Genomic DNA, 24,509 nt, shown 5'->3' on the forward strand with positions numbered 1-24,509 from the left:
GCCGGCGCCGGTTATTTCACCCGTGACTTTTCCAGCTTGCGGGCCAGGGTGCGCCGGTGCATCCCCAGCCGCCGGGCGGTTTCGGAGATGTTGAAATCAGTCTCGATCAGCACCTCGTGAATCCGCTCCCATTCCAGATTCTTTAGCGAGGTGGGCCGGGCGGTGACGCCGATGGAGGCGTCGCCCTCACCCCGGTCAAAAGCGGCGATGATGTCATTGGCGCTGGCCGGCTTGGGCAGGTAATGGCAGGCGCCGAGTTTGATCGCCTCCACCGCCGTGGCGATGCTGGCGAAGCCGGTGAGCACGACGATGCGGGTTTCCGGGTCGTTGGCGTGCAGGATGCGCACGCATTCCAGCCCCGAGCCGCTGGCCAGCTTCAGATCGACGACGGCGAACTCCGGCGCGCCGTCTTCCAGCACGGCGCCCAGGCCGTCGAGGCCATCGATGCGCCGCACCAGATAGCCCCGACGCTCGAAGGAGCGCTTCAGCGCGCGGGCGAATGCCTCGTCGTCCTCGATGATGAGCAGGTCGCCCGCATCACTCTCCATGAAGCCGCCCCTCCATGTTTCCGTTCGCTGGCGGACCGAAGGTCAGGGCCGTCAGCGGCAACGTCATGCGCACGCAGGCGCCGCCTTCCGCCCGGTTGTATGCAGCAAGACTCCCGCCGAGCTGGCGAACGATGTTTGAAACCAGAAACAGGCCAAGACCGCTGCCCGGCCGCCCCTTGGTAGAATGATACGGCAAGCCCAGCGCCTGCAGCATCTGGTCAGAGAAACCTGGCCCCGCGTCGCTCACCTCGATGTCCAGCTGTTCGCCGCTGTTGCGCACGCGCAGTCGCACCAGATGCGGTGAGGCCTCCAGCGCATTGTCCAGCACATTGAAGGCCATCTGCCGCAAGGCCATGTCGGTGACGATCGGACAATCGGCCCCCTCCAGCCCCGCGAAAGAAAAATGCGGCGGCTTGCGGGAAGCCACCCATTCGCCAACGGTGTTGCCAATGAAGACCGACAGGCGCGTGTGCGCCGTCCCCTCGCCGCGCACCTCGCCGGAGGCGGTCAGGATGCTGGAGACGATGGCCTTGCAGCGGTCGAGCTGCTCCTGCATCTCCCCCAGTTCTTCCATCATTCCTGGATCGTCCGCGAAAGCCGGGGCATGGCGCCAGTCGTCGAGAATCACCGTCTGGGTTGAGAGCGGCGTGCCCAGTTCATGGGCGGCGCCAGAGGCCAGCAGGCCGATGCGGACAATGTGCTCCTCCTCCGCCGAACGCTGGCGCAATTCCGCCAGCCGCGCGTCGCGCGCCCGCAGGTTGCGCTGGATGCGGCCGACAAAGATGGCCAGCAGCGCGGCCGCCAGCACAAAGCAGAGGAACATGCCCTGCAGATGCAGCCGGAAAAAGGCGGCCTCACCCGCGCCCGGCGGCATGACGATCTCCCGGCGGAAGAACATCAGCCCGATGAAGCACAGGCTGGTGATGACCACCAGGGCCCAGACGGCCCATGCCCGCAGCAGCACGAGGCCAAGCATCAGCTGCAACAGGAACAGGAAGATGAACGGATTGGCGGCGCCGCCGCTCAGATAGAGCTGCAAGGTCAGCGCGCCGACATCAACCAGCAATTCAAGAAACAGGCCGGAGGAGCTGATGCCCGCCTGCCGGCGGCTGCGCCAGACGCTCACCAGATTGACGCAGACCAGAAAACCGACCACCGCCAGCATTCCGGCGAGCGGCAGGCGCACGCCGAGCCAGAAATGCACGACGAGGATGGTGGCGATCTGGCCGCAGGCGGCGATCCAGCGCAGGTGAATGAGCAGAAGGAGGTTCTGCCTGTTGGCCAGATCCTCCGGATGGGCCGTGACGTTCACGCGCGCGCTCCGCCTCTGCGACCTTCAAGGCGAATAACGAGCACGGCGGCCGCCGCCGTCATCAGCGCCAAAGCGAACCATGTCACGGCGTAGACGAGGTGGTTGTCGCTGAAACGCACCACGGTGAGGCCGCCGACCGGATAGCCGCCAGGATTGAGGACCTGGCCAGCGTCAATGAAATAGGGCGCGACGGCGCCCGGCGCCATCCGCTCCAGCCCCTGTTGGCTGGCGATGGCCGCCACGTCGCGGGAGTGCCAGCGGCCGGCGGCGGGGTCGTTGTTGCGCAGGAAACCGCCGCCCGGCTCGGTGAGACGCAGCAGGCCCGTCACCTCCACCCGCCCTGCTGGCAAGGCCTCCTGGCGCGTGGCCTGGGCGCGCCGGTCCGGCGGAACGAATCCACGATTGACCAGCACGATGAACCCGGCGTCGGCGCGCAGCGGCGTCATCACCCAGAAGCCGCCGCCAAGCCGGGTGACGGCCTGGGTCAGCGTTTCACGGTCATGGAGAAACTGGCCCGCGACGCGCACGCGCCGATATTCCTCGCCGGCGACATCGCCCCAGGCGTCGGGCCCTGGCGCGGCGACGGGGGCGGCGTTCACCCGGCTTTCCACTTTGGCGATGAGGGCGTGCTTCCACGCCATGCGCCTGACCTGCCAGACGCCGAGCGCCCCGAAACCCAGCGCGCCCGCAAGGGCCAGCGTCAGGATGACCAGCAACCGGAAGCCGCTCCGTTTCATCGTCAGGCGCGGCTCCCCGCCATGGCGCGTTCACCCGGCGCAGCTAACGCCTTGCGTGAATAAAGCGCCTCAAACCAAAAGGACACAAGGAAAACCCGGCCTGGCGCGCCAGACCGGGGCTCCCACTCACCGGCGGATCATCTCCTCATGGGTCGCCATCATGTTGGCGTTGAGGTGGGTCATCACCCAGAGCGATCCGACGAGCACAATCACCACGATGATGATGGTGAAGACCAGCGCCATCATGTTCCAGCCCCCTTCGGAGCGGCCGTTCATGTGCAGGAAGTAGACCATGTGGACCACCATCTGCGCCGCCGCCAGGGCGAGCACAAGAACGGCGGTGACCGTTTTGCTCTCGATCGGACCGGCCATGACCAGCCAGAACGGGATCGCCGTCAGGATGACCGAGAGCACGAAGCCGATCACATAATCCCGCAGGCTTCCGTGCGTTTCCTCATGGCCGTCGTGGTGATGGCCATGGTCCGCGTGCGTTTCAGCGCTCATCGCAGCATTCCCATCAGATAGACAATGGTGAAGACGCCAATCCAGATGACGTCAAGGAAGTGCCAGAACATGCTCAGGCAGGTCATGCGGCGGCGATTGGCGGCGATGAGACCGTGGCGTCCGATCTGGACCATCAGCGTCACCAGCCAGATCGTGCCGAAGGTCACGTGCAGCCCGTGCGTGCCGACCAGCGTGAAGAAGGCGGAGAGGAAGGCGCTGCGCTGCGGCGTCGCCCCCAGGTGGATCATGTGGTGGAACTCGTAGAGTTCGATGCCAAGGAACGCCAGGCCGAACAGGCCGGTGACGGCCAGCCAGGCCAGCGTCGCGCCCGTCCGCTGTCGCGCCATCGACAGCATGGCGAAGCCGAAGGTGATCGATGACAACAGCAGCATCGCCGTGTTCAGCGCCACCAGATTGAGATCGAACAGGTCCTTCGGCGACGGGCCGGCGGCGAAATTGCCGCCGAGCACCGCGAAGACCGCAAACAGGATGGCGAAGATGAGACAGTCGCTCATCAGATAGAGCCAGAACCCCAGGGCGGTGCTGTGCCCTTCGGGGTGGTGCGGCTCCTCCGCCAGATGGAACGCCGGAGCCTGGCCGGCGCCCGCGGTGATTGCCTGGTTCGCCATCGTCAGACTCCCGCCGCCGCGAGGGCGCGCGTGCGCTCTTCCTCGGTCCGCGTCACTTCCTCAGCCGGAATGTAATAGTCGCGGTTGTAGTTGAAGGTGTGGGCGATGGCCGTGACGATCAGGGCGACGAAGCTGGCGGCGGCAAGCCACCAGATATGCCAGATCAGTGCGAAGCCCAGCGCCAGGCTGATGCCGGCGAGAATGACGCCCGCCCCCGTGTTCTTTGGCATGTGGATCGGCCGGTAGCCGGCGAGCGGCCGCTTGTAACCCCGCCTCTTCATGTCCGACCAGGCGTCATTGTCATGCACGACCGGCGTGAAGGCGAAGTTGTAGGCGGGCGGCGGCGACGAGGTCGCCCACTCCAGCGTGCGGCCATCCCATGGATCGCCGGTCTCGTCGCGCAACTCGTCGCGTTTCCAGATGCTGTAGGCGATCTGCAGCAGGAAGCAGACGATGCCGAGGAGGATCAGGAAGGCGCCGAAGCCGGCGATGAGGAACCAGATCTGGTGCGACGGATCGTCGAACACGCGCAGGCGGCGGGTGACGCCCATCAGGCCGAGAATGTACAGCGGCATGAAGGCGAACCAGAAGCCGATCACCCAGAACCAGAACGAGAACTTGCCGAGCAGCGGATGCAGGCGAAAGCCGAACGCCTTGGGCCACCAGTAAATCATGCCGGCGAACAGGCCATAGAGCACGCCGCCGATGATGACGTTATGGAAGTGGGCCACCAGGAACAGGCTGTTGTGCAGCACAAAGTCGGCCGGAGGCACCGCCAGCAGCACGCCGGTCATGCCGCCGATGACGAAGGTCAGCATGAACGCCATTGTCCACATCATCGGCGCTTCGAAGCGGATGCGGCCGCGATACATCGTGAACAGCCAGTTGAACATCTTGGCGCCCGTCGGGATCGAAATGATCATCGTCGTGATGCCGAAGAACGAGTTCACGCTGGCGCCGGAGCCCATGGTGAAGAAGTGGTGCAGCCAGACCAGGTACGACAGGATGGTGATGACCACCGTGGCGTAGACCATCGAGGTGTAGCCAAACAGGCGCTTGCCGGTGAAGGTCGAGGTGACTTCCGAGAAGATGCCGAACGCCGGCAGGATCAGGATGTAAACCTCCGGGTGCCCCCAGATCCAGATCAGGTTCACGTACATCATCGGGTTGCCGCCGAGATCGCTCGTGAAGAAATTGGTTCCCACGTAGCGGTCGAGCGACAGCAGCACCAGAACGGCCGTCAGCACCGGGAAGGTGGCGACGATCAGCACGTTGGTGCACAGCGACGTCCAGGTGAAGACGGGCATCTTCATCATGTCCATGCCCGGCGCGCGCATCTTGATGATGGTGCAGATCAGGTTGATGCCTGACAGCGTCGTGCCGACGCCGGCTATCTGCAGCGCCCATATGTAATAGTCGACGCCGACGCCTGGACTGCCGTCGATGCCCGACAGCGGCGGATAGGCCAGCCAGCCTGTCTGGGCGAACTCGCCGATGAACAGCGACATCATCACCAGAACGGCGCCGGCGGTGGTCATCCAGAAGCTGAAATTGTTCAGGAACGGGAACGACACGTCCCGCGCGCCGATCTGCAGCGGCACCACATAGTTCATCAGACCCGTGACCAGCGGCATGGCCACGAAGAAGATCATGATGACGCCGTGCGCCGTGAAGATCTGGTCGTAATGGTGGGCGTTGAGATAGCCCTCCGAGCCATTGAAGGCCCACGCCTGCTGCAGGCGCATCATCACCGCGTCGGCGAAGCCGCGCAGCAGCATGATGATGCCCAGCACCATGTACATGATGCCGATTTTCTTGTGATCGACGCTGGTGAACCACTCACGCCACAGGTAGCCCCAGAGGCGGAAATAGGTGATCGCGGCCAGCACCGCCACGGCGCCAATGGCGACCACGACGAAGGTCCAGACCACGATCGCCTCGTTCAGCGGCAAGGAACTGAGCGACAGTTTGCCGAACAGGATCGACTGGGATGTAGAAGCGACAGTCACTGAAGCCACCCGCGTCAGGAGTTCGTGGGACGCGCCGTCTGCATACCGCGCGGCGTGGGTTCGGAACGGCGGAAGATGCTGCCGGGGTGCGGCAGGCCAAAGCCGGTGATGGCCGTCGACGACCTGACCGGAGCCACCGGCGGCGCGCGCGACGCCATCCGCTCCGCCTCATCCGGCGTGCAGATGCTGGCGATCACGCGATCACCGCTCCTGGCGCGGGCCCGGTAGTCGCGGGGCAGCGGCAGGGTGGCGTTGATGCCGGCGAGGCCGAGGCCCCCGCGCGCGTCCAGCGCCATCATCTCGCTCATGCACATGCGGCCTGGCTCGACGCACATGTTGCGGATCAGATCGAAGATGCCCTGCTCTACCTTGCCGAATTTCTGGACCGGAACATTCTCGCTCGGCCGCTCGAGCTGCATGTAGGCGGCGCGGTCGAGCTGGGAGCCGGAGGCCTTCGCCGCGTTCACCCAGGCTTCGAAGCCGGCGTCATCCATGCCGTGGAAACGGAAATGCATGCCCGAGAAGCCGGCGCCGCTGTAATTGGCGGAGAACCCCTTGTAGTTGCCGGGGTGATTGATCACCGCGTGCAACTGGGTCTGCATGGCCGGCATGGCGTAGATCTGGCCCGCCATCGCCGGAATGTAGAACGAGTTCATCACCGAGGACGCGGTAATGCGGAAGTGAACCGGCCGGTTGACGGGCGCGGCCAGCTCATTGACCGTGGCCACGCCCTGCTCCGGGTAGATGAACAGCCACTTCCAGTCGAGCGCGACGACCTGCACCTCAAGCGGCTTCACATCCTTCGCCACCGGCGTATCGGGCGCGATCTTCTCCAGCCGCCGGTATGGATCCAGCAGGTGCGTGCCCATCCAGGTGATGGCGCCAAGGCAGATGATGATCAGCAGCGGCGCCGCCCAGATCACCAGCTCCAGCCCGGTGGAGTGATCCCAGTCAGGCTGGTAGTTCGCCTTTTTGTTCGCCGCCCGGTAGCGCCAGGCAAACAGCACCGTGAGCGCCATCACCGGAATGATGATGACAAGCATCAGCAGCGTCGAGATAATGACGAGATCCCGTTGCTGCTCGGCGATGAAGCCCGCCGGGTGAAGCACGACAAAGTTGCAGCCGCCCAGCAGCGCCAGTACCGGCAGCAACGCGACAATGCGAAAACGGTTCACGGCGCCATCCTTCCCGAAATACGCTCGTTCAGGGAGCTGCTAATCACCCCATAGCGAACATGACATTGGACAATTTGTCCAATGCCGTCATCGGGAGCTATGCTGCATGAGGCCAGAGCCAATTCAACCCTGAGGCGCATATTGCCTCGCCATTGCATTGGGCGATTCCGGGCGCCGGAGCGACGTCCGCTTTCGCAGGAATGACGGCGCGACGCCACGAAACTGACTGATATTTCAACGGACGGATCCTATGGCGCAGACCCTGACTACCGCCAACGGCGGCCTCCCGGAGAGTCACGGCCACGTAAACCCCGGGGAAATCGCGATTGGCGTTATTATTGGCCGCACGTCGGAGTTCTTCGACTTCTTCGTGTACGCCATCGCCTCGGTCGTCGTGTTTCCGAAACTGGTGTTCTCCTTCGCCGATCCGCTGCGGGGCACGCTGTATTCCTTCGCGATCTTTGCCCTGGCCTTTATCGCCCGCCCCATTGGCACGGTGATTTTCATGGCCATCGACCGGGCCGCAGGCAAGAACGCCAAGCTGACCATCGCGCTGGTCATGCTCGGCACGTCGACCTGCGCCATCGGCTTCCTGCCGGGTTATGAGACTGTCGGCGCCCTGTCGATCTGGCTGCTGGCGCTGGCGCGCATTGGCCAGGGCATCGCGCTCGGCGGCACCTGGGACGGCCTGGCCTCCCTGCTCGCCCTCAACGCGCCTCCGGAAAAGCGCGGCTGGTACGCGATGATACCCCAGCTCGGCGCCGCGCTCGGCCTGATCGTGGCCAGCGGCCTGTTCGCCTATTTCATCCACTTCCTGTCGCAGGAAGATTTCTACAGCTGGGGCTGGCGCTACCCGTTCTTCGTGGCCTTCGCCATCAATGTGGTGGCCCTGTTCGCCCGTCTGCGCATGGTGGTGACGCCTGACTACCAGCGGCTGTTCAACAACCAGGACCTGCATCCGAAACGGGTGCTGGAGACGCTGCGCGCCGAGGGCGGCAATGTGGCGATCGGCGCCTTCGCCCCGCTGGCCAGCTTCGCCCTGTTCCACATGGTGACGGTGTTCCCGCTGTCGTGGGTGTATCTGTTCACCCGCGACAACCCTGCCAACTTCCTGATCATCGAAATGGTGGCGGCGGTGTTTGGCGCGGTGGCCATTGTTGCCTCGGGCATTATCGCCGACCGGGTTGGCCGGCGCGTGCTGCTCGGCGTCAGCGCCGTGGCAATCGCCGCCTTCTCCGGCTTCGCGCCCCAGCTGCTGGACGCGGGCCCGGTGGGCGAAGCCTCCTTCATGATCGTCGGCTTCATTATTCTGGGCCTGTCGTTTGGCCAGTCGTCGGGCGCCGTCGCATCAGCGTTCTCGCCAGCCTACCGCTACACCGGCTCGGCCATCACCTCCGACCTGGCGTGGCTGTTTGGCGCCGGCTTCGCGCCGCTGGTCGCCCTTGTGCTCTCCAGCCAGTTTGGCCTGCTCGCGTCAGGCGCCTATCTGCTGTCCGGCGCCATCTGCACCCTGGTCGCCCTGCGGATGAACACCCGCTGGGAAGCCCACCACGGATCGACGCGCGCCCCCTGATTCTGCCCGGCGGAGCGCTGCAACGGAAAAACCGCCAGGATCGCGCTGATCCTGGCGGTTTCATTTTTTAGCGACTGGAGGCAACGCGCCCCCAGGCAAACGCCTCAACGCCCCCGGAAGACCGCCGTCCGCCGCTCGACGAACGAGCGGATGCCCTCGGCGGCGTCCTCAGTCTGCATGACGCGGCCGCGAATCGCGGGAATGACGTCGATGGCCGCCTGTTCGCCGGCTTCGATGAATTTGCGCCCGGCCTCCTTCGTCACCTGCACGCCAAGCGGCGCATTGGCGGCGATGATCCGGGCCAGCTCCATGGCGCGCGCGACCTGCGCGCCCGCTGGCGTCACCTCCTGCACCAGTCCGATGCGCAAGGCTTCCTGGGCGCCGAATTCGTCGCACAGCATCAGATGGTACATGGCGTTGCCCCACCCGGTGCGGGTGATGAAGCGGAAATGCGCGCCGCCAAGGGGCGCGATGCCCCGGCGGGCTTCCATCTGGCAGAACCGCACGTCGTCCGCCGCCACAACGATGTCGCCGGCAAGCGCGATCTCGATGCCAATGGTGAAACAGATGCCCTGCACCGCCGTGACGATGGGCTTGCGGCACTGGTTGCGCAGGCCGAACGGATCAATGGCGCCTGGCGGCAGCTCCCGCGCCGTCGCGCCGGGGCCGAAGAACTTCGGCATGTCGAGGCCGGCGGTGAAATTGTCTCCTTCGGCGCAGAGGACGCCGACCCACAGCTCCGGGTCCTGGTCCAGTTCGGTGAGGGCGTCGGAGAGCTGCGTCATCATCTCGGGGATGAAGGCGTTTTTCTTTGTGGGGTTATCAATGATAATTTTCAGGATGTGATCGTGGCGTTCGCTGCGCACGCGCGCTGTCGAAGGCATTGCTGCGGTCATTGCGTCCTCCCTGTCGCCCGGTCATCGCCGGCGATCTGGATGATGATCGACATTCACCACGATGATAGGCATCATGCTGATCGTCAAGCGCGAGTTATGGGCATGGGTCATTCACAGGCAGGAAAATCGGAAAACCGCGAGCGCATCCTTGCCGAGGCCTCACGCCAGGTGCGGAAAAACGGTCTGGAATCAGTCAGTGTGGGCGAGCTGATGAAGAGCGTCGGCCTGACGCACGGCGGATTTTATGGCCATTTCAGCAGCCGGGCCGCACTGCTGGCCGAGGCCCTGACGCTGGCGCTGGCCGATGGCCAGCAGCATGCGCAGCATCAACAGCATGAAAAAGGACAGGAGACGCTGGCCAGGGATCTGCCCGGATTCGCGCGCAGCTACCTCAGCCGCACCCACCGCGATGCGCCGGAAAACGGCTGCGCCATCGCCGCCCTGGCCGCCGAGGCAGCCCGCGCTGATCCGGAATGTCGGGACGTCATGAGCGCGCATGTCGACGCCTTCATCGGCTCCGTTACCGAGATGCTCAACGGCGATGAAGAGAAGGCCATGGTCGCGGTCAGCGCCATGGTTGGGGCCCTTTCGCTGGCCCGCGTCGCGACATCGGCGGAGCGCTCGGATGCGATTCTCAAAGCGGTCCGGACGCAGATGCGGATGCTTGCGGCGGACTGATCGCCACAAGGGCGCCTGGTCACGCCCACCCTGGCCCGGGCCATGCCCCGGCCAGCCCCTGACGGCGCCGTCCGCATTTACCGGCGGTCCGCGCCCCCGGCGGCTTCATGGGCGTCGCCAGCCGCCGCCTCTGCTTCTGTCCTCTCCGGTTCAGCCATTGCGGCGATCCGCTGCCGGGCGATGTCGAGAATTTCAGCTGAACGCGCCTCGCCCCTGAACACCCGCGACAGGGTCAGGGCGCCGAGCATGGCGCACCAGGCGAACACTGCGTCATCCTCCGTTGCCGCGTCACCGCCAAAGGCCGCGTTCATCCGCGCGAAGCCGCGCTCGGCCAGTTCACGCACCGGCCCGGACAGTTGCGGATCCGCATGGCGGCTGACGTCGGCCGCCAGCGCGGCAATGGCGCATCCTGCTGCAAGATTGTCGCGATGGCTTTCGCTCAGGTAACGCCCGACAATCTTCCGCACCGCCTCCGGCCCACCGGCTTGCGTCTCATCGCTGAACAGCCCGGTTCTGGCCGACGCTGCGCGCGCCACGGCGGCCTGAATGAGCGCGTCGCGTGAGCCGAAATGTTTGTAGAAGCCGCCATGGGTCAGGTCGGCGGCCTTCATCAACTCGCTGATGCTGACGCCCTCCGGCCCCTGGGCGCGGACGCGACTCGCGGCGACATCAAGAATGCGTTCGTGGGTTTCGGCCTTTTCGGCCCGGGACCGTCGCATGACGCCTGCCTCCTGTCCGACCGTTGACAATTTGGATGTTAATCATCATCCTAAACCAACTGGATGATGACAGACATCTAAACACGACAGGGCGGCGTTGTGAAGATTGCCCTGGCGCACCGGGACGGAACGAACCATGAGCTCCAATTTTGATAACAGCTGGCTGGCAGGCCCTGCCTCTGCCGGTCCCGCCCTCTCTGGCGCCGTCGCGCAAGCTCCGGCTGGCCAAAGCCGCCCCATACATCCGCAAGCGGAGTAACGGCCATGGCCAGACCCGATTTTGCCCATCCGCAGGTTGCAGGGGCGCCGGCCCCGGCGAGGCGCCTGTCTCCTGGCCTGGTGGCGTTGCTGGCGGGCTTTGCCGCCGTCGGCGTGCTGTCGACCAACATCATGCTGCCGGCGTTTCCGGCGATCGCCGCAGCGCTGCATGTCGCCCCGCGCGATCTCGGCGTTACCTTGTCCAGCTTCTTCATCGTCTTCGCCCTCGGCCAGGTCGTCGTTGGCCCGATCTCGGACCGCTTTGGCCGTCGCAAGGTCATCGTGGGCGGGCTCGGGCTGTTCCTGCTTGGCTCGGCCATTTGCGGCGTCGCCCCGTCGCTGGACATTCTTGTCGCCGGCCGGGTTATTCAGGCCATGGGCGTCTGCGCCACCTCGGTGCTGGCGCGGGCCATCGCCCGCGACCTTTTCGATGGCGACATGCTGGCGAAGGCGCTGTCGATGATCATGGTGGCCATGGCGGCGGCGCCGGGCTTCTCGCCGCTGGTCGGCGGACTCATCGCCACCTTCTTTGACTGGCGCATCATCTTTCTGCTGGTCAGCCTCATCGCCATCATCCTGCTCGTCGCCTATGTGTCGACGCTGGGCGAAACCCATCCGCCGGACCGCCGCGCGCCGCTTTCCCTGTCGAATGTCGCCGGCGCTTACGCGGCGCTTGCCGTGGATGCGCGCTTCATCTGCCCGGCCCTCGCCGTCAGCCTGATTATCGGCGGCCTGTACGCCACCTTCGCCGCTGCTCCGGTGATCCTGATGGCGGAGATCGGCATGACGCCGGTCCAGTACGGCCTGTACACGGCGGCGACGGTGTTCGTGGTGTTCGGCGCCGGCATCGCCGCGCCGCGTCTGGCCGCCCGCTTCGGCGCCCTGACCATGGCGCACGCCGGCGCCGGCCTGGCGGCGGCTGGCGGCCTGCTGCTGCTGCTCACCTACCGTCAGCCCAGCCTCATTGCCTATACGGGGTCGACGATCGTCTTCCTGCTCGGCATGGGCATGGCCAATCCGCTGGGCACGGCGATCGCCCTCCGGCCGTTTGGCGAGCGGGCCGGACTGGCCTCGGCGTTGATCGGCTTCCTGCAGATGGCCACCGCAGCGGCAACCACTGCGCTTGCCTCCAGCCTGCCGTTCTCCACGGCCTCGCTTCTCGGCGCCATGCAGTTCTGCGGCGGGCTGGTCGCGCTTGCGCTGCTCGGGCAACTGGCGCGCGCCGCCCGGAAAGCACCGGCCATCACGGCGGCGGAAGGCTGACCCACGCGCCCGACACAACAGGAAGCACGGCCATGGACGTACTGAAAAACAATCCGGCGCAATTGAGCGGGCTGGAGCAATTGCGCGGGCTTGTGGCGGCGGGTACGCCGCCGCCGATGATGCGGACGCTGTCATTCGCGCCAACAACAGTCGAGCCTGGCAAGGTTGTGTTCGAAGGCTCGCCGGGCCCGGAAACGCTCAATCCGATCGGCTCGGTCCACGGCGGCTACGCCGCCACGCTGCTCGACAGCGCTTGCGGCGCGGCGGTTCACACCCGGCTGGCCGCGCATCAGGGCTTCACCACGCTTGAGCTGAAAGTCGCCTATCATCATGCCCTGACGCCGGCCAGCGGCCCGGTGAAGGCCGAGGGCGTCGTGGTGTCGATGGGCGCCCGCGTCGCCTTCGCCGAAGCCAAGCTGACCGATGCGCGCGGCCGGGTCTGCGCCTCGGCGACCTCAACCCTGCTGGTTTTCGACCTGAAGCCCGCCGCCTGAGGCAGCCCCTGCGGCGCCATCGGGCTGGCCGACCCACGGCACGTCGCCCCGCCCCCGGCTGTGGGGGCGGAAATGGCTCGGCTGCCGGCCAGTCCAGCGCCGGAAAGCCGTGCGGAAGCTCGCCGTCGCGCCGAACCCCAGAATGCGCGCGATCTCGTCGGTCTTCATGCGGGTGGCGCGCAGGTAGCGGATCGCCATCCGGGCGCGCACGGTGTCGAGAATCCCGGCGTAGGACGCCCCCTCCGCCAGCAGCCAGCGCCGCAGCGTCCGCGAGGTCACATGCATGCGGGCGGCCACCTCATCAATGCCTGGAAAATCGTAGCGGGCCTCTTCCAGCATGCGGGTGACGGCGCCGGCCGCGCCGCTGCCGGCGGCGATCTGGTCGCTGAGCTGGTCGCAGATTTCACCCAGCGCCTGCGCCGTCAGCGGGTCGGCCATGCGCATCGGCGCGCCGACCCATTTCCGGTCCCAGAAAATCTCGTTGCGCGCCGCGCCGAAGCGGACTGGCGCGCCGTAAAGCCCCACGATTTCATCCGCATGGCGCGGCCGGGGGCGCGACAGGCGCACGCCGGCGAGCTGAAACTCCTCGCCATAGAGATCGCGCTGGTACGTCAGGGCCATGCCCAGATGGAAATCCAGAATGAAGCTGAACAGTTCCGGCTCAAGATCATGGGCGTCGAAATAGGTCATGATGCAATGGGCGTCCGACAGGGCGACATTGACCCCGAGCGCCGGCGTCGAGAGCTGGCGATGCCTCTCGAAATACGTCATCAGTTGCGGCCAGTTGGCCGAGGTCAGCATCAGCAGGCCAAAATAGCCAAGCACCGGAAGATGGCATTGCAGCCCGCCGCGCAGGGCGAACAGCGGATCATCGACCAGCGCATGGGCGTTGCGAAACACGCCGATCAGCTGCCGGATCGACATGCGCGCCGCCACATTATCCAGATCGCGCGCCTGCAGGCCAACGCCGGCAAGGGCGCTGTCTGCGTCAACCCCGGCGGCGTCAAGCAGCGCCACCAGAGCGCGGGCCTTGTGCAAGGGATGCACGGCCGGATCGAGCGCTGACGGCAACGTCCGCAACGTCGGCAGGCTCACCCCGCCCGGCTCCGGCCTGTCCGGCATGGCTCCTCCCGTCCTGTCACCGCCCGGATTGGCTCCGGTTCCCGCGCCGCATGTCCGCCAACCGTCTCCGAATGTCCGCGAAGGCGTCTTGGAGACAGCAGGCATAATCTAACATCATTCCAGCAATGACGGACTGCAAAAGCGGCGCATCCGCTGCGCGCCGGGCTCCCTAGCTCACGGGCCCCCTGGCGCGCCGGGGCGTAAAAAGCCTTGCAGATACCGAAAATTAGCGAGGAACGCCCATGACTACGGTCGTTGACAGCGAGCGGTTGAAGTCCTTTGTCGCCGCGCTTTTTCAGGCAGTGGGTTCAAACTGCCAGGAAGCCATGGAGATCGCTGACCATTTGGTGGAGGCCAATCTGGCCGGACACGACAGCCACGGCGTCGGCATGATTCCGGCCTATTTCCTGCATTTGCGCGCCGGCCACGTCAAACCCAACCAGACGCCGCAACGCATTGGCGGCGATGGTGCCTTCGCCCGCTTCGATGGCCAGATGGGCTATGGCCAGCCGGCGGTCAACCGGGTGATGGAGGCCGCCGCCGCCATCGCCCGCGCCCACGGCGTCGCCGTGACCACCCTGTGCAACGCCCAGCATATTGGCCGGGTCGGCGCCTATGCCGAGCGTTTGCAGGCTGAAGGGCTGATGTCGCTGCACTTCGTCAACGCCGTCTATCACGCGCCCACCGTCGCGCCGTATCGCGGCAGCGACGCGCGCGTCATGACCAATCCGGTCTGCATCGGGGTGCCAGGCGCGACGCCGCTGCTGCTGGATTTCGCCACCGCGACGATTGCCCTCGGCAAGGTGCGCGTCGCCTACAACAAGGGCGTCGCGGCGCCGGAAGGCAGCCTGATCGACAACCGGGGCCAGCCGACGACCAGCCCGGCGGTGATGTTCGAGGAGCCGCGTGGGGCGCAGACGGCCTTTGGCCTGCACAAGGGTTGGGCGCTTGCCTTCATGGCCGAGGCGCTGGGCGGGATCATGACTGGCGGCCCCCGCTCCGGCGACGGATTCGCCGGCGAGCGCGGCCTGATCAACGGCATCATGTCGATTGTCATCGATCCGGCGCGCCTGGTGGACGCGCAATGGCTGGACGCCGCCATGGCCACGCTGGCCGATTATGTGAAGGCCTCGCCCGCCGCCGACCCGCAAGCGCCGGTGCAGGTTCCAGGCGAGGCCGAGGCGCTGATGCGGGCCGGGCGGCGGCGCGATGGCATTCCCATCGATCCGACGACCTGGTCGCAAATCCTGGCCTGCGCCGAGCCCTATGGTCTGCGCCCGCCGTTCTGAATCAGGAGAGGCCATAGTGAAGCGTCAGATCAAGGCGTTCGTCTTCGATGTGTTCGGCACGGTGGTTGACTGGCGCGAAGGCGTGGCGAGCGAATTTGTCGCCAGCGGCCTCGTCGCCGGCGCGGACGCGGGCCTCGGGCTGCGTTTCGCCGACGCCTGGCGCGGGCGCTATGTGCCGGCGTTCATGAAGGTGAACCGGGGCGAGCGGCCCTTCGTCAAGCTCGACGCGCTACACATGGAAAACCTGCTGGAGATCCTGCCGGACTTCGGCGTCGATCCCTCGGGCCTGGCGCCGGAGCAACTGGAGCGGCTCAATATGGCCTGGCATCGCCTGCCGCCGTGGCCGGATTCGGTGGAAGGTCTGGCCCGCCTGAAGAGCCGTTACATCATAGCCCCGCACTCCAACGGCAATCTGCGGCTGTTGCTGGAGATGGCGAAGCATGGCGGACTGCCATGGGACGCCATTCTCGGCGCCGAGGTGGTTGGCGCCTACAAGCCGACGCCGCACAGCTATCTGCGCACCGCCGAACTGCTGTCGCTGCAGCCGCACGAGGTGTGCATGACCGCGGCGCACAACGACGATCTGCAGGCGGCCCGCGCCTGCGGCCTGCGCACCGCCTTCATTTACCGGCGCACGGAATACGGGCCGGAACAGACCACGGATCTTCAGCCCACCGCCGATTGGGATTTCGTCGCCGAATCCATGACCGATCTGGCGGCTCAGGCCTGCGCCTGAAGCCGCCGCCAGCATATCCGGGGAACCCACATGACCGCATCCGACCAGCCCCCCGCCCGCAAGCTTCGCAGCGCCGGCCTCACCGGCCCCAACGCTTTCGCCACCCGCGCCATGCTGCGCGCCGCCGGCGTGAAAGCGGAGGATTTCGGCAAGCCGATCATTGGCATCGCCAACACCTGGAGCGGCGCCATGCCGTGCAATATCCATCTGCGCGACCTGGCGGCGCGGGTGGCGGAGGGCGTGCGCGCCGCTGGCGGCGTGCCGCTGGAGATCAACACGGTGGCGGTGAGCGACGCCGTGCTGGCGGTCGGCGGCGCTTCGCTGATCAGCCGCGAGATGATCGCCGACTCCATCGAGCTGGCGGCCACCGCCTATGCCTTTGACGCCATGGTGGCGATTGGCGGCTGCGACAAGACCAACCCCGGCTGCGTCATGGCCATGGCCCGGCTCAACATCCCGTCGGTCTATCTGTACGGCGGCGCCATTGCCCCGGGTCGCTATCGCGGCAAGGACGTCACCATCCAGACCCTGGCGGAAATGTCCGGCGCCTTCGCCGCAGGCGCCGTGAGCCGCGCCGACATGGACGAACTGGTGGAGACAGCCCTGCCCGGCCCCGGCGCCTGCGGCGGCATGTTCACCGCCAACACCATGGGCTCGGCCATCGAGGTCATGGGGTTGACGGCGGCCAATTGCACCAGCGCCCCGGCGGTGAGCGGACGACGCGGCGACATCGCCTTTGAAACCGGCCAGCTGATCCTCGACGTGCTGGCGCGCGACCTGCGGCCGCGCCAGATCATCACCCGCGCGGCGCTGCACAACGCCATGGCCGTGGTGGCGGCGATGGGCGGCTCCACCAACGCCGTGCTGCATCTGCTGGCCATCGCCCACGAGGCCGGCGTCAGGCTGGAGCTGGAAGAGTTCCAGCAGGTCAGCGACCGTACGCCCCATCTCGGCAATTTCACCCCCTCCGGCAAATACAACATGCAGGACCTGCACCAGATCGGCGGCGTGCCGGTGGTGATGCAGGCGCTGCACGGCATCGGCCTGCTCGACGGCGACGCTCTCACCGTCGACGGGCGCACCCTGGCGCAACGCCTCGCCGATGTGGCGTTTCCGCCGGAGCAGGACGTGATCGCCCCGCCACAAGCGCCCCTGCACCCCAATGGCGGCTGGGTGATCCTGCGCGGCGACCTGGCCCCGGAAGGCGCGGTGCTGAAGGCGACGGGCACCGAACAGCGCCGCCACGTCGGCCGCGCCCGGGTGTTCGAAGACGAACCCGCAGCCTATGCGGCGGTCATGGCCCGGCAGATCGTTGCCGGCGACACGGTCGTGATCCGCAATGAAGGCCCTTCTGGCGGGCCAGGCATGCGCGAGACGGCGCGCGTCACCGCCGCTCTGGTCGGCCAGGGCTTCAAGGACAGCGTGGCGCTGATCACCGACGGGCGCTTCTCCGGCATTTCGCACGGTCTCGCCATCGGCCACGTCAGCCCGGAGGCGGCGTTCGGCGGGCCAATCGCTTTGGTGCGCGACGGCGATGAAATCGTGGTGGACCTCGACGCCCGGCGCATCGATCTCAACGCGCCGCCAGAGGTGCTGGCCAGCCGCCGGGCGGAATGGCGCCCCGTAACGCGCCCGGCGAGCACCAGCGTCTACGACAAATACGCCCGCAACGTCAGTTCGGCCTCCACGGGCGCCGTGACGACGCCCGCCCGGGCGTGAAACCATGACGCGCCGTCTTGTTGACGGCGCGGGTTAGAAAGCGTGACGCGCCGTCTTGCAGACGGCGTGGGTTAGAAAGCGTGGCGCGCCGTCTTGCAGACGGCGTGGGTTAGAAAGCGTGGCGCGCCGTCTTGCAGACGGCGTGGGTTAGAAAGCGTGGCGCGCCGTCTTGCAGACGGCGCCTGGATTTTGCGGCTTTCACCAGAAGCGAACTCCGCTTTTGGTGAAAAGGCGCGTGAAGCGCGCGTGAAGCGCGTCAGGCCGAAGGGACAGGGCATTTTGGTGGAGCCCGCTTTCACCGGAAGGCTCTCAACAAGCAGTGGGGCGCCCATGAATCAGCCTATGACACGGGACCGGATTGCCGGTCTGCTTGAGCAGGACGACTGGTTCGCCGCTTTGCCCGCGCCGCTGAAAGACGCGATCGTGAGCAACAGTTGCGTGCGCAGCTACCGGGCTGGCGAACTGGTGTTCGCCACCGGCGATGAGCCCAACGGGTTGTTCGCCCTGCTCTCGGGCCAGATCAATCTGGTGAACAACAGCAGCTCCGGCCGCCAGGTCATGCAGAACCTGCACCGGCCGGGAACCTGGTTCGGTTATCTGTCCATGCTTGACGCCCAGCCGCGTTTTCAGGACGCCGCGGCGACCGGGCCAACCGAACTGCTGTGCCTTGGCCAGTCCGCCTTCCGGCGCATCCTTCGCGCCGACCCGGATTATCACGCGCGCTTCGCCCTGCTTCTGTGCGGCAGCGTCCGGGTGCTGCTGGGCATGCTGGTGGAAAGCCGCACCAGCCCACTGAGCAGCCGGCTGGCCGCGACGCTGCTCGACATGTCGGGCGCAGTCTCCGCGCCCGCCGTCGCCAGCCCCGCCCCGCGCCTGACCCAGGAATTGCTGGCCGGCATGGTGGGCGCCACCCGCCAGACCGTGAATCGCCAGCTGCGCGACTGGCAGGCGCGCAACATCATCCGGCTGGGCTATGGCGCGGTAACGGTGGTGGACCGGGCGGCGCTCGCACACGCCGCCCGCGGCAACGCCACATCCGGGGAATATGGCCGCCGCGTCGCCTGAACGGGCGCCCGTCATAAAGCGCCAGCCACCGGGCGCTGCTGGATCACCGGACGCTGCTGGATCACAGCGCGTTCATGCAGAACCCGCCGTCGATCAGGATATTCTGGCCAATGATGTAGCCGGCCGAGGCGCCGCACAGGAAGGCGCAGGCGTCGCCGAATTCGTCAGGATCGCCCATGCGCCCGGCCGGCACGCTGCGGCTCACCGCCTCCAGATCAGCGGCCAGCGCCTGGGCGCGGGCGGTGGCGAATGATCCCGGCAGCAGGTTGTTGATGGCGACGTTGCGGCCGGCCACCTGGCGGGAGACTCCAGCGACAAAGCCGGACAGGCCAAGCCGCGTGGCGTTGGACAGGTCGAGATTGACCACCGGGCGCACGCTGGTCATCGAGGTGATGTTGACGATGCGGCCGAAATTGCGCGCCATCATGCCATCTACCGTGCGGGTGATCAGGGCCACGGCGGCCAGCATGTTGGCGTTAAGCGCCGCCTCCCAGTCCGCGCGCGTCAGCTCGCGAAAATCCTTTTTCGGCGGCCCGCCGGAATTGGTGACGACAATATCCGGCTCGGGACAGGCGGCCAGCAGGGCGTCCCGGCCCGCGTCGGTCGCCACGTCGGCGACAACGGTTCTGACCGCCGCGCCGGTGCGCTGACGCAGCTCCGCCGCCGCCGCCTCCAGCTTTTCAGCGCGCCGGCCGTTCATGATCACCTCGCAACCGGCTTCGGCCAGCGCGCGGGCGCAGGCAAAGCCGAGCCCTTCGCTGCTGGCGCATACGATGGCCGTGCGGCCGGCGATTTTCAGATCCATCGGCTGTCTCCAGGGCGCGGTCGGCGCCTGCTCATCCGGTTACGATGATCGTGGGGAAGCGCCGCCGAGACCGGCGACGCCATGGGCGAACCGGCAGGGCTCAGGGCGTGATGATATCGCCGAACAGCTCCCATGTTTTTCCGTTAAAGCGCTGGAGCTGCATGCTTTTCAGCGGGTAATAGTCGGTCGGCGTCGTCCTGACGTTGATGCCGGGCAACAGCATGGGCACGCGGAAATTCATATTGGTCGCCTGCTTCATGATGTTCTCGCGCGTCAGGTTGTCGCCGGCGTTTTCCAGCACCTTCTCCGTCACGCGGGCCACCACATAGCCATAGACGTTCATCTGGTCTTCCAGATTTCCATCTGGGTAATATTTGGCCATAAAGGCCTTCCACTCCTTCGTTTCCGGATCGTCCTTCCACTGCGGATCGGTCGGGTCCTTCAGGTAATAAGCGGAGATGATGCCCGTCGAGGCGTCAAACCCGGCCGGTTTCAGCACGCTGGAGACAGAGGTGGAGGTGGCGGCGAGGAAGAACATCGGTTTCCAGCCGATTTCGTGAATCTTGCGGATAGCCTGCGCCGCCTGCTTGGGAATGGCGTGCATGAACAGCACGTCGGCGCCGGAAGCCTTCAGTTTCAGGATCTGGCTGTCGATGCTCGGGTCCGTCGGCTCATAAGTCGCCTCGGCGACCACCAGCTTCTTCACATTGTCCGGCCCGAGCCCCTTTTTGAAGCCGAAACCATAGTCCTTGCCGGCGTCATCATTCTGGTACAGCAGCGCGATCTTCGCATCCGGCTTGTTCTTCAGCACATAGGCGGCATAAACCGCCGTCTCCGCCTGATAGGACGGCTGGAAGCTCATGCTCCAGGGGAAGTGCTTGGGGTCGCCCCAGGCCGTGGCGCCGCCGCCAACGAACATTTGCGGGATCTTTTTGTCGTTCAGATATTTGCGCACCACCATGCCGGTCGGGGTGCCAAGCGGGCTGAAAATGAAGGAGACATTCTCCTGCTCCACCAGCTTGCGCGTCTGCTCGAAGGTCTTGGGCGGGCTGTAGGCGTCGTCCAGCGAGATCAGATTGATCTTGCGGCCGTTGATGCCCCCCTTCTCGTTGACCATCTTGAAATAGGCGAGCTGCGCCCGTGGAATCACGCTGTAGGCGGACGCCGGCCCGCTGTAGGCGAACGTCTGGCCGATCTTGATCTCCGCATCCGTGACGCCTGGACCATATTGCTTCTCGGCCATGGCCGGACCGAGGCTGGCGATAACGGATATCGCCGCAACGGCGGATAGACCCCATTTCATTGTGACCCCTCCCGATGTTTTTTATGACCCAACAACAGTTGTGACGGAGCGCTCCTGGCCCTGTCTCACCCTGGCTTCCGCGGACGGCCGCATATTCCGGTTGCGCAGCGAGTGTGCACGCCAGCGGCGCGCCGCAATATCAAATGGGCGACATTATCGCCGGCAGAGTCAGCCTGCCTGTATCTGGACCAGAGCGAGCGGCGTTTCGCCGGCTGCGAACCTGGCCGCGTTTTCGGCCACATGCCGGGCCAGCCGCGCCATGTAGGCGGGCGACGCGGCGCCGCCGAGGTGCGGCGTGATGATGACGTTGGGCTCGGCCCATAAAGGGTGGCCCTGCGGCAGCGGCTCCGGGTCGGTGACGTCCAGACCGGCGCCGCCGATCTTTCCGGCGCGCAAGGCCGCAAGCAGCGCATCGCTGTCGACCAGATCGCCGCGCGCCACATTGATGAGCAAGGCGTCCGGCTTGCAAACGGCCAGTTCCGCGCGGCCGATCATGCGCCGGGTTTCTGGCGTTGATGGCGCGGCGATGACAATGACATCCGCGTCGGCCAGCGCCGCGTGCAGGCGCTCCACCGGATACATCACATCCGCTTCCGCAACGGGGCGCCCGGAGCGGTTGACGCCGGCGACGCTCATGCCGAAAGCCCTGGCGCGAACCGCCGTTTCACGGCCAATGCTGCCCATGCCGACAATCAGCAGACGGGCGCCAGCCAGCGAGCGCACCTGATTACGCACCGGCGCGTTCCAGCAACTGGCCTGCTGGTCGGCGGCGCACTGGCGCGCGCAACGGGCCAGCCCAAGCATCAGGGCAAAGACATGCTCGGCGACGCTGGGCGACCAGACATCGCCGGCATTGCTGACCTGGCATCCGGCGGGCACGCCATGAATGTCGAGGGTTTCGTGGCCCGCCGTCAGCAATTGCAGCCAGCGCGTGCGCGCCTGCGGCGCGGCGAGCGCCGCCGCCAGCTCTGGCCCGTAATGAAAGCTGCCGACGACGATGGCGTCGGCCTCGCGCGTCGCCGCCGGCAGATCGCCCGGCTCACACGCCCACGCCTCAATCTCCGGGTTAGCGGCCATGAGGGCCAGCATGTCCTCAAGGAGGACTGGCGAGCAGACAGCGATGCGCATGAGCGATATTCCCGCGTAACAGTTTCAGACCAGGGTCAGCGACACCTCGCCCAGACCGCCATCATGCTCGCCGCCGAGGCGACCAAGCAGCGTCAGCCCGCCGCCCACTTGTGCTGGCCCAACCGGCGCGGGCCCAACCGGCGCGGGCCACGGCGGAATGCAGGAGCCGCTGCTGACGATGTCGCCGGCTTTCAACGGCGCCCCCATGGCGGCGCGGTCGCGGGCGAAGCGCAGCAATTGCCCCAGCGGCCCGCCCACCACCAGGGCGCCGGAGCCACTGGCTACCGCCTCGCCATTGGCCATGAGCGTCACCGGCAAGGTTTCCAGATCAAGCGCGCGCCAGTTGGCGACGGGCGCGCCCACGACCAGCGCCCCGGCGTTGCCAAGGTCCGCGACAATCGCTTCTGGCCCTGGCCGCGGCTTCTGGAGAAAACGGCTGTCCGCAACCTCCAGGGTGGGAAAAACTTCGGCGATCGAGTCCCGCAGGCCCGCCGCGTCGATTTGCGGATCGATGATGTCAGCGCCGATGCGGAAGCCAATTTCCAGCTCGATGGCGCAGACGAAGAAATCGCCGCGCCGCAGCGTCGCCGGGCTGGCGTGGGTCCATGCGGAGAGAATGGGACCGTGGAAGGGCCCGGCGAAACCCAGGGCCTGCATCGTCGCCGTGCTGGTGGCGCCCAGTTTGTAGCCGGTCTGCGCGCCGCCAAGGATTGCGAGGCGGCGGGCGAGATGTTCAGCCTGCGCCGCATAGGCTTCATCCAGGGTTTGCGGCGGCGCGACCGGCTTTTCCGCCAGATCCAGCGGAACGCCGCTGCGCCACGCCTCCAGCAGTTCGTCAACCAGCGCCGTCATTCCCCCGCCTCCCTCACGCAGCCTGTTTCCGATTCCCCGATCATGGACCACTTGTCTGTCGCAAACAGTCGCCAGGGCGACATTCCGGCCTGGCGCCGATGTCGACGCCATGGGGGATCTCCTGGCGGGTATCCTGGCGTGCGGGTTCTTGGCGTGCGGGTTCTTGGCGTGCGGGTTTCTTGGCGAGCGGGTTCCTTGGCGGGTGGGTAGCTTGGGGGTGGGTAGCTTGGGGGTGGGTATCCTGGCGGATCTCCCGCGACCGGCTGACCTGCGCGCGCAACAAGCGACTGCTGGCCCGGCCACGAACCGCCTGCAAGCCAGATTGCGTCGGCATCTTTCTTTCCTCATGAAATTTTGATATTAATTATTTCCATGGAAAGGATATCGCCATGTTGACCGTTCACTCCCGGCAGACGGCTCAGGTCGCGGCGGGGCCGGTCGTGACCAAAGCCGTCGTCCGCGCCGCCGACCGGCTGGGCGTCAACGCCCGCACCCTGGCCGTTATCATCGGCGTCAGCGAGGCAACGGCGTCGCGCATGAAGCGGGGCGGTTTCATCCTGGAGCCTGGCGCCAAATCCTTCGAACTGGCCGTGCTGTTCATCCGCCTGTTTCGCTCGCTTGATGCGCTGGTTGGCGGCGACGACGGCGTTGCGGCGGCCTGGCTGAATGCCCCAAACACGGTGCTGGACGCCCGCCCGATCGAAAAATTGCAGAGCATCAGCGGACTTGTCGATGTCATCGCCTATCTGGACGCGCGTCGCGCTCTCGTCTGAATTCCGGCCATTCGCCGGAACCTGCTGGCGGCTGGTGGAAGCCCAGCACCAGGTCTCTACCCTGAAGCTGACCGACAGCCTCGCTGAACAGGCGCTGCTGGAAGAGCTGATCGAAGGCACGAAGCCGGCGATCCCGCCCGAATGTCGCCATCTGGATTTTCTGCTGGCGACGCCGTTCCGCTATGGCGCGCTGTATCCGGCGGGCTCGCGCTTTCGCCGGGCGGGCCGGACCCTGGGCGTCTATTACGCCGCCGACCGGCCGGCCACGGCTGTGGCGGAAATGGCCTTTTACCGGCTGCTGTTCTTCGCCGAATCGCCGGCCACGCCCTGGCCCGCCGACGCCTCTGAATACACCGCCTTCGCCGCCGCCGTGGCCAGCGGCCGGGTGCTCGACCTGACGGAGCAACCGCTGGCGCACGACGAAGCAATCTGGAGCGCCCCCGTCGCCTATGACGGCTGCCAGGCCTTCGCCGACGCCGCCCGCGCCGCGGACGCGGAGATCATCCGCTACCGCGCCGTGCGCGATCCACACGGCGGCGCCAATCTGGCGCTGCTTACCTGCCGCGCCTTCACCCAGCCCGCGCCGGTGGAGCGCCAGAGCTGGCGCATACGCGTCAGCGCCAGCGGCGTGCAGGCGCTGTGCGAGTTTCCCCGCCAGGCCGTAGAATTCTCCCACACGGATTTCGCCAGCGATCCCCGCATCGCCGGGATGAACCTGAACCGCCCGGCGCGCCCGCGAAAATAGGCCGCGCCGACACATGCGGGAAGCGGCTGGTTCATGACGTTCGCGCTGGCGCGCTGGCGTGCGGGGCGTTTCCCTCCCGCTTTTCCGCCTTCCTGCTTTCCCACCCGGGGCAACCTGTCCGCCGCTCCAACTTCCCGTCTCCGGCATTTACCTTCCGCCCTTTCCGCCGCCTTTCCT

The 24,509-nt window shown here is 66.3% G+C and carries 24 protein-coding genes; 10 read left to right on the forward strand and 14 right to left on the reverse strand.

Going from position 1 to position 24,509, the window contains the following annotated elements; all coding sequences use genetic code 11:
- Nucleotides 1-11: 11 nt before the first annotated feature.
- The 7 genes from ACERNI_RS02060 to cyoA form a co-directional block, all read right to left on the reverse strand.
- Nucleotides 12-548, reverse strand: coding sequence for a response regulator transcription factor (locus ACERNI_RS02060; RefSeq protein ID WP_448831595.1), 537 nt, complete (start codon nt 546-548; stop codon nt 12-14).
- On the reverse strand, nt 538-1,860 hold the full coding sequence (locus ACERNI_RS02065; protein ID WP_448831596.1) for an ATP-binding protein: 1,323 nt from the start codon (nt 1,858-1,860) through the stop codon (nt 538-540). Before ACERNI_RS02065 ends, ACERNI_RS02060 begins: the two co-directional genes overlap by 11 nt.
- Nucleotides 1,857-2,597 (reverse strand): SURF1 family protein, encoded by a 741-nt coding sequence (locus ACERNI_RS02070; RefSeq protein WP_448831597.1) that lies wholly within the window; start codon nt 2,595-2,597, stop codon nt 1,857-1,859. The genes ACERNI_RS02065 and ACERNI_RS02070 overlap by 4 nt, the downstream gene beginning before the upstream one ends.
- Nucleotides 2,598-2,723: 126 nt before the next feature.
- The gene (gene cyoD, locus ACERNI_RS02075) at nt 2,724-3,101 is read right to left on the reverse strand and encodes a cytochrome o ubiquinol oxidase subunit IV (protein WP_448831598.1); all 378 of its coding nucleotides are present in this window, start codon (nt 3,099-3,101) and stop codon (nt 2,724-2,726) included.
- The gene (cyoC, locus tag ACERNI_RS02080) at nt 3,098-3,730 is read right to left on the reverse strand and encodes a cytochrome o ubiquinol oxidase subunit III (RefSeq protein WP_448831599.1); all 633 of its coding nucleotides are present in this window, start codon (nt 3,728-3,730) and stop codon (nt 3,098-3,100) included. Before cyoC ends, cyoD begins: the two co-directional genes overlap by 4 nt.
- Before the next feature lie 2 nt (nt 3,731-3,732).
- Nucleotides 3,733-5,739 (reverse strand): cytochrome o ubiquinol oxidase subunit I, encoded by a 2,007-nt coding sequence (gene cyoB, locus ACERNI_RS02085; protein WP_448831600.1) that lies wholly within the window; start codon nt 5,737-5,739, stop codon nt 3,733-3,735.
- A 14-nt stretch (nt 5,740-5,753) separates the two neighbouring features.
- Entirely contained in the window at nt 5,754-6,914 is a 1,161-nt protein-coding gene (gene cyoA / locus ACERNI_RS02090; RefSeq protein WP_448831601.1) for a ubiquinol oxidase subunit II, read from the reverse strand.
- 250 nt (nt 6,915-7,164) lie between these two features.
- Here cyoA and ACERNI_RS02095 point away from each other — a divergent pair, with 250 nt between their 5' ends.
- Complete coding sequence (locus ACERNI_RS02095; protein WP_448831602.1) at nt 7,165-8,487, forward strand: MFS transporter; 1,323 nt, start codon at nt 7,165-7,167, stop codon at nt 8,485-8,487.
- Between the two features lie 104 nt (nt 8,488-8,591).
- Here the strand turns inward: ACERNI_RS02095 and ACERNI_RS02100 are convergent, their stop codons facing one another.
- A complete protein-coding gene (locus ACERNI_RS02100) occupies nt 8,592-9,383 on the reverse strand; it encodes a crotonase/enoyl-CoA hydratase family protein (RefSeq protein WP_448831603.1) in 792 nt (263 codons plus the stop codon).
- Between the two features lie 39 nt (nt 9,384-9,422).
- On the opposite strand from ACERNI_RS02100, the gene ACERNI_RS02105 reads away from it, so the two are divergent.
- Nucleotides 9,423-10,061: a TetR/AcrR family transcriptional regulator gene (locus ACERNI_RS02105; RefSeq protein ID WP_448831604.1), complete on the forward strand. Its 639-nt coding sequence runs from the start codon at nt 9,423-9,425 to the stop codon at nt 10,059-10,061.
- A gap of 77 nt (nt 10,062-10,138) precedes the next feature.
- On the opposite strand, the gene ACERNI_RS02110 is transcribed toward ACERNI_RS02105, so the two are convergent.
- Nucleotides 10,139-10,780, reverse strand: coding sequence for a TetR/AcrR family transcriptional regulator (locus ACERNI_RS02110; RefSeq protein WP_448831605.1), 642 nt, complete (start codon nt 10,778-10,780; stop codon nt 10,139-10,141).
- A 264-nt stretch (nt 10,781-11,044) separates the two neighbouring features.
- On the opposite strand from ACERNI_RS02110, the gene ACERNI_RS02115 reads away from it, so the two are divergent.
- A complete protein-coding gene (locus tag ACERNI_RS02115) occupies nt 11,045-12,301 on the forward strand; it encodes a multidrug effflux MFS transporter (RefSeq protein ID WP_448831606.1) in 1,257 nt (418 codons plus the stop codon).
- Nucleotides 12,302-12,333: 32 nt separating this feature from the next.
- Nucleotides 12,334-12,795, forward strand: coding sequence for a PaaI family thioesterase (locus ACERNI_RS02120; protein ID WP_448831607.1), 462 nt, complete (start codon nt 12,334-12,336; stop codon nt 12,793-12,795).
- Here the strand turns inward: ACERNI_RS02120 and ACERNI_RS02125 are convergent.
- The gene (locus ACERNI_RS02125) at nt 12,757-13,917 is read right to left on the reverse strand and encodes an AraC family transcriptional regulator (protein ID WP_448831608.1); all 1,161 of its coding nucleotides are present in this window, start codon (nt 13,915-13,917) and stop codon (nt 12,757-12,759) included. The two genes, ACERNI_RS02120 and ACERNI_RS02125, sit on opposite strands and share 39 nt — an antisense overlap.
- 242 nt (nt 13,918-14,159) lie before the next feature.
- Between ACERNI_RS02125 and ACERNI_RS02130 the strand changes: the two genes are divergently transcribed.
- From ACERNI_RS02130 to ACERNI_RS02145, 4 genes are all read left to right on the forward strand, one after another.
- Nucleotides 14,160-15,206 carry a malate/lactate/ureidoglycolate dehydrogenase gene (locus tag ACERNI_RS02130; protein ID WP_448831609.1) on the forward strand — a complete coding sequence of 349 codons (1,047 nt, stop codon included), beginning with the start codon at nt 14,160-14,162 and terminating at the stop codon, nt 15,204-15,206.
- Between the two features lie 16 nt (nt 15,207-15,222).
- The gene (locus ACERNI_RS02135; RefSeq protein ID WP_448831610.1) at nt 15,223-15,942 is read left to right on the forward strand and encodes a haloacid dehalogenase type II; all 720 of its coding nucleotides are present in this window, start codon (nt 15,223-15,225) and stop codon (nt 15,940-15,942) included.
- A gap of 30 nt (nt 15,943-15,972) precedes the next feature.
- Nucleotides 15,973-17,661 (forward strand): dihydroxy-acid dehydratase, encoded by a 1,689-nt coding sequence (gene ilvD, locus ACERNI_RS02140; RefSeq protein WP_448831611.1) that lies wholly within the window; start codon nt 15,973-15,975, stop codon nt 17,659-17,661.
- Between the two features lie 330 nt (nt 17,662-17,991).
- Nucleotides 17,992-18,726, forward strand: a complete 735-nt coding sequence (locus ACERNI_RS02145) for a Crp/Fnr family transcriptional regulator (RefSeq protein ID WP_448831612.1) — start codon at nt 17,992-17,994, stop codon at nt 18,724-18,726.
- A gap of 61 nt (nt 18,727-18,787) precedes the next feature.
- Here the strand turns inward: ACERNI_RS02145 and ACERNI_RS02150 are convergent, their stop codons facing one another.
- The 4 genes from ACERNI_RS02150 to ACERNI_RS02165 form a co-directional block, all read right to left on the reverse strand.
- Nucleotides 18,788-19,531: an SDR family oxidoreductase gene (locus tag ACERNI_RS02150; protein ID WP_448831613.1), complete on the reverse strand. Its 744-nt coding sequence runs from the start codon at nt 19,529-19,531 to the stop codon at nt 18,788-18,790.
- 100 nt (nt 19,532-19,631) lie between these two features.
- The gene (locus ACERNI_RS02155) at nt 19,632-20,834 is read right to left on the reverse strand and encodes an ABC transporter substrate-binding protein (protein ID WP_448831614.1); all 1,203 of its coding nucleotides are present in this window, start codon (nt 20,832-20,834) and stop codon (nt 19,632-19,634) included.
- Nucleotides 20,835-21,002: 168 nt separating this feature from the next.
- Nucleotides 21,003-21,962 (reverse strand): D-2-hydroxyacid dehydrogenase, encoded by a 960-nt coding sequence (locus ACERNI_RS02160; RefSeq protein ID WP_448831615.1) that lies wholly within the window; start codon nt 21,960-21,962, stop codon nt 21,003-21,005.
- Nucleotides 21,963-21,986: 24 nt separating this feature from the next.
- Nucleotides 21,987-22,814 carry a 2-keto-4-pentenoate hydratase gene (locus ACERNI_RS02165; protein WP_448831616.1) on the reverse strand — a complete coding sequence of 276 codons (828 nt, stop codon included), beginning with the start codon at nt 22,812-22,814 and terminating at the stop codon, nt 21,987-21,989.
- Nucleotides 22,815-23,203: 389 nt separating this feature from the next.
- Here ACERNI_RS02165 and ACERNI_RS02170 point away from each other — a divergent pair, with 389 nt between their 5' ends.
- Both ACERNI_RS02170 and ACERNI_RS02175 read left to right on the forward strand, forming a co-directional pair.
- On the forward strand, nt 23,204-23,587 hold the full coding sequence (locus tag ACERNI_RS02170; protein WP_448831617.1) for an MbcA/ParS/Xre antitoxin family protein: 384 nt from the start codon (nt 23,204-23,206) through the stop codon (nt 23,585-23,587).
- Nucleotides 23,547-24,332, forward strand: coding sequence for an RES family NAD+ phosphorylase (locus ACERNI_RS02175; RefSeq protein WP_448831618.1), 786 nt, complete (start codon nt 23,547-23,549; stop codon nt 24,330-24,332). The genes ACERNI_RS02170 and ACERNI_RS02175 overlap by 41 nt, the downstream gene beginning before the upstream one ends.
- Nucleotides 24,333-24,509 lie beyond the last annotated feature (177 nt).

It is taken from the genome of Camelimonas sp. ID_303_24 (assembly GCF_053543495.1).